We start from the raw sequence: 4927 nt of genomic DNA, 5'->3' as shown, positions 1-4927 counted from the left end.
TCTGTCGGGGTGCCAGGTTTCGCGAACCGGGGCGAGGTTTCATGAACTCGCTCCAGGAAACGCGAACCGGATTCACGGACCGGGAGCCGGATCATGAGTAGATCCTGCTCCACGTCTCGGGCCGTATCTGGGCGCCCACAAGCGACAACGCTTTCCCCGCTTCGGTTTTCGGTGCCTCACCACCAGTTTGGTAGCCGCATCGGCATTGATCTCGACGCCAAGGGTTTCCCTGGCCTGCTTGAGTACGGCCTGCCGGTTCTGGTGCCTGTGATCGAGTGCGATCCATTTTCCCAGAGCTTCGGCCTGGGCACTGGTGAGTGCAGGCTTGCCGGTCGGACGTTCGAGCGCCGCTTCAAGACCGTCAGCCGCGCCGCGATGAAGCCAGCGATAGATGGTCTTTATATCGACGCCGACGAGCGCCGCCACGGCTTCGACCGACGCTCCATCCCTGAGTTCAGCCAAGGCCCGCAGTCTCTGCCGTCGATGCCTGTAGCGCTCTCGTGCGGCCTGTTCGCGAAGATCGGCGGCGACGAGCCCGTCAAGCCACGGCTTCCAGGCACGCCGTCCCTGCGGCGATCTGGTCCGCGCGGCGGAGAGGATCGCCCGCAATCGGTCCCTGGCCGGTTCGTCGAAGTCGGTGAAGGGACCGAGAAGCCCTTCGAGGCGCGGCGTGCGGAGCGCGGCGATGGCCCTTGGCAGGCGTCGATCGAGATCGCCGAACAGCCAGCCCAACAGCAGGAGCCCGCCGTAATTCTCTTTCCACGGGATGCGTTCCCACGCGCCCACGGCCATTCCCATATCGCTGCCGATGGCGGCGAAGAGGCGATCGCGCTGCCGTGGCGCCCAATGGTCGCGTTTGTTCTTCGGACGCCTGGTCCAGACCATGGCAAGCAGCACATCGGCGAGCGCCATGGCCGTGGGCCAGTCGAGCGCGCCGATACCGGGAAGGATCACCGTCCCGCTGTGCTTGCCGGCGATGAGCGCTGCCTGCAACGCGAGCACGGCCGGATGTGCCGGGATGTTCTGCGTATCGGACAGCACCGCATCGCAGCGCCCGCAGCGCAGGTCGATGGGCTCCGAAGCGTTCAGCCCGCGCAACCTCAGCCTTGTTCCGCAGGAGGGGCATCGGCTCGTCAGCACCGTTCCATGACAAGGGCATGCGCCCGTCCAGCCGAGCGTCCAGTTCAGCCGAAAATGCGGACGCCGCGCCTCGGCGAGGCAGAGTGTGCAGACATCCATGCGAGCCAGGCGTTTCCTGCCATCGGCGCCGGCAATCCAGCGCTTCGCGGCGAACCGGTCAGGATCATCGTCACCGGGCGCGATGGCCCAGCCATCCAGCGTCATTCCGGCCAGGTGATCGAGATCGAGGCCGGTCAGGCTGCCGATCCGCTCCAGGGTTACGGAGGCAGGCCGACGCCACCAGCCGGGGTTTTGTCGGACGTCGATGTGAAGCGCGTCGCGGCAGAAGACGCGCGGCGTCATGCCGAGAACAGCAGAGATCGCCGCAACCCAAGACAGCAGCGCCTCGCCTTCGACCGGGGTGACATGCCCCGGCAGGCCGATGCGGCCGGGAGCCGGCATCGGGGATGCCGACACCTCGAACAGATCAGACCACGACACGACGACGCTCGGAGGGACGAATGAAGCCTGTATCCTCGATCATGCGCGTGGAGATCGCCTCCGCGCCGGTCTCCACCGCCCGCACCGCGGCCCGGATGACGACGGCGATCATTTCGCCGAGCACGCCTTCGGATGCCGAGAGAATGCGTCCGGACAGCGCGGAATCCGCAAGGTGGGATGGCTTGCGCAGCGGCAGCACGGCTTCCAGCGTGCTCAGCAGACGGCGATACTCGTCGTCGTCGCTCCACAATGGCAGCGGATGCGGCTCGAAGCGGTTGACGAGCTGGTCGTCGCTGCGGATCGCGCGCAGCGCCTCTGCCGTGCCGACGCCGACCAGTGGAATCCGCAACTCGTTGCCGAGCCAGCGCAGCAGATTGAGCAGCCGACGCTGCTGCATCGCCGAGCCGGACAACACGTTGTGCAACTCGTCGATCACCAGCATGCGCGCGCCCATGGCCTGCATGACGCGGACCGCCGTATCCTGCTTGGTGGCGATCCGGTCGCGCGGGCTGAACGGCATTCCGAGCGCATGGAGAATGGCCCCGAAGAACCGGCCCTCGTCAGGACCGGGCGGCATCTGCACCTTCACGACGGGAAGGAGCGCCAGACCGTCCTCGCTCTCTGCGGCGGCCGTTCCCGGATGCGCGCGCCGGAACTTCTCGACGATCATGGTCTTGCCGTTGTTGGTCGGCCCGACCAGCAGCAGGTTCGGCATCCGCGTCCGCGTCGGAAAGCTCAGCAGGTCCTCCAGCGCCGCCAGGACGGCTTCCGCCCGTGCGTAGCCGATCCAGCGATCCGTGCGGATGCGCCGTATCCGCGAACTGGCGTCCTCGTCGGCCAGGTGCCGGACAGACGGATGCAGATGTGCATAGCCGCCGCTCATTCCCATTCCTCCACCGGGAACATGCGCTCATGCGGCGGAAGGTCCTCACTGACCTGCCGGAGGCGATCCACCTCATCCGGCTCGACCGGGAGCAGATCGCCACGGGCTTCGGGAGCGACGCGCAGACGCCGTTCACGCTGGCGACGCGCCGCCTTGCTGGTGCGGACCGCGCCATCCGCGATGGCGCGCATGGCCTCGATCGTGCGGAAGATCGCTTCCTCATCGACCAGCGACCGGCCTTCTTCCCGCAGCCGCTTCAGCGCCAGACGGTGCTCCCACAGGCTGATCGGCGGCCGTCGCAGGTCGCGGTAGCTGAGGTCGTAATAGGTGCCGTCGGGGCCGAGCAGGTAAATCCGGCTGAGGTCGCGCGGGTCGTAGCGCACGATCATCTGCTCGGGATGGCCGATCCAGGTGCCCAGCACATCCGCCCAATAGGCGATGGAATGCAGCGCCACCCCGTCACGGCGAACCCGGCGACGCGCGATCGGCAGGAAGTCGATCAGGAAGCGGCGGGCATCGGTAACGGCAGTCGGCTCCCCGCGTCCCAGCGTCGTGCCGTCTCCGGCAATGCCGCGCTGCCAGGCCGCCAACGGCGTGATGCCGAGGCCGCGATGCAGATCGCGATGATAGACGCCGGCGATCGCGTGGCCCAGCCAGCGCTCAACCTCGTCGAGCGTCATCGCTGCCGTCTTCTCGGGGTCGAGATCGCCCTTGGCCCGCACGTCGGAGAAGGTGGTTCCGGGCAGCAGATGGACCTTGCCCATCATCGTGCCGATCAGCCGCTCGATATGGCCGCCGTAATGCGGCGTGCGCACCGGCCTGTAGTCGATGGCGATCCCATACTGCTCGCAGCCCCGCTTCAGCGCCTCGGACCGGAACTCCTTCGCGTTGTCGAGATGCAGGCGTTCGGGAATGCCACGCACAGGCCATTCCGCATCGATGCCGCGCTCGGCCAGCCAGCTTTCCTTGGAGAGAGCGGCGTGCGTCAGGCACAGTGCCACGGAGGTTGCGGACGGCGGTTCCAGCGACAGGTGGAAGCCGGCCACGCATCGCGAACACACGTCGATCGCCAGAGTGAGCCAGGGCCGCTGGATCGGCGCGCGCGTCTCGCTGTCGACCACGATCACGTCGACCAGCGTGTGGTCGATCTGGATCAGCGACAGCGGCCAGTGGGCTTCCAGAGAACCGACCACGGGCAGATACCGCTCGCGCACGGCCTTGCGGCCCTCACGCTTGGCGGCGACCTCGCGGGCAGGACGCGCCTTCACGCGGGCGGTGATCGCCTTGCGGCTCGGAACCCGCAAGCCTTCCGCTCTGCAACGCCGCCGCACTTCCTCGGCCAGATCGGCAATCCTCGGCCGCTGGCGCGTCAGATAAACGGTGTCGATGACATCGCGGATGACGGCGTCCACATGCTCGTCGAGCAGCGAGATGCCGCGCTCGGGGCCACGCCGGCGCGGCAGCAGGCTCGTCAGACGCGCATCGGCCAGATAGCGACGCAGCAGCGCATAGGCGTGCGTCGGACCGCAACCGAGTTCGACCGCAGCCGCCACCACGTCGCCTCTGGTGCGCGCCGGGTTCTCCGCCAGACGGCGGATCACCGGCAGGCAGCGACGCGCTTCGTCCCAGGCGGAGGCATCGACCATGGAGAGATCGGGCGCGCTCATCGCGACGTCACCCGTGTCTGTGCCGTAATCGGTGCGGAAAGATCAACAACAAGCGCACCCCGCGCGATCAACCGCCACACGACGGCCAATCCTGCTTCACGCGAGGCGGGCAGCATGCCGACCAGATCGGCGAAGCTCACCGCATTGTCGCGCACATGGGCAAGCGCACGTTCCGCCAGCGCCGTGTCGATCGGCGCAGCCCTGAGCGGCAGCAATCGCTTCGCCGCATCGAGTTGCGGTCCGCGAACGCCGCGCTCTGTCGCGATGCGGAACCATGCGCCGTTGCTGCGCGCCCATGATCGGGCGGCAGCGAAGGCAGGTCGAAAGCGGCTCCAGCCTGCGCGCAGATCAGCCCGGTACTTGATCTCGACGATCTCGCAGCAGCCGGCGCTCCAATCCACGCGAAAGTCCGGCGTGTACCGCCGCTGGCGGCCCTCGTGCTCGAAGCGGATCGTGATCGGCTGGGCCGTCACCACCGCGTTCGCGTCCATGAAGCTCGCGAGCGTCACGAAGTCCCGCTCCAGCGCACTCTCATGCTCCGCCACGCCCGTTTCCAGGGGCTGGAAGCCGATCACATGCGACCGATGGCTCAGCGGAATGCGCCGCAAATGCACCTCCATTTGCGAAACGAGTCGGTACGCAAACCTAGCACATTTTGGGGCCAGTTCACAAACATGGAACAACATCTATGCGCGCAAACCATTGTTCGGACTCACGTCCGCTCTCTCGCCGATTCACGAAACCTGGAAAAACGACA

The 4927-nt window shown here is 67.0% G+C and carries 4 protein-coding genes; all 4 read right to left on the bottom strand.

The features are described 5' to 3' along the window. Window positions 1-72: 72 nt before the first annotated feature. The 4 genes from FHS82_RS20835 to FHS82_RS20820 are packed head-to-tail and all read right to left on the bottom strand — an operon-like array spanning window position 73 to window position 4778. Window positions 73-1620: a TniQ family protein gene (locus FHS82_RS20835; protein ID WP_166956720.1), complete on the bottom strand. Its 1548-nt coding sequence runs from the start codon at window positions 1618-1620 to the stop codon at window positions 73-75. Continuing rightward, window positions 1607-2503, bottom strand: a complete 897-nt coding sequence (locus tag FHS82_RS20830) for a TniB family NTP-binding protein (RefSeq protein WP_246225490.1) — start codon at window positions 2501-2503, stop codon at window positions 1607-1609. Before FHS82_RS20830 ends, FHS82_RS20835 begins: the two co-directional genes overlap by 14 nt. Beyond that, the gene (locus tag FHS82_RS20825) at window positions 2500-4170 is read right to left on the bottom strand and encodes a Mu transposase C-terminal domain-containing protein (protein ID WP_166956716.1); all 1671 of its coding nucleotides are present in this window, start codon (window positions 4168-4170) and stop codon (window positions 2500-2502) included. Before FHS82_RS20825 ends, FHS82_RS20830 begins: the two co-directional genes overlap by 4 nt. Next, window positions 4167-4778 (bottom strand): TnsA endonuclease N-terminal domain-containing protein, encoded by a 612-nt coding sequence (locus FHS82_RS20820; protein ID WP_246225489.1) that lies wholly within the window; start codon window positions 4776-4778, stop codon window positions 4167-4169. Before FHS82_RS20820 ends, FHS82_RS20825 begins: the two co-directional genes overlap by 4 nt. Between the last annotated feature and the right edge of the window lie 149 nt (window positions 4779-4927).

This window comes from Pseudochelatococcus lubricantis (assembly GCF_011762225.1).
Lineage (GTDB): Bacteria > Pseudomonadota > Alphaproteobacteria > Rhizobiales > Beijerinckiaceae > Pseudochelatococcus > Pseudochelatococcus lubricantis.
This window is presented reverse-complemented; position numbering and strand designations above follow the sequence as displayed.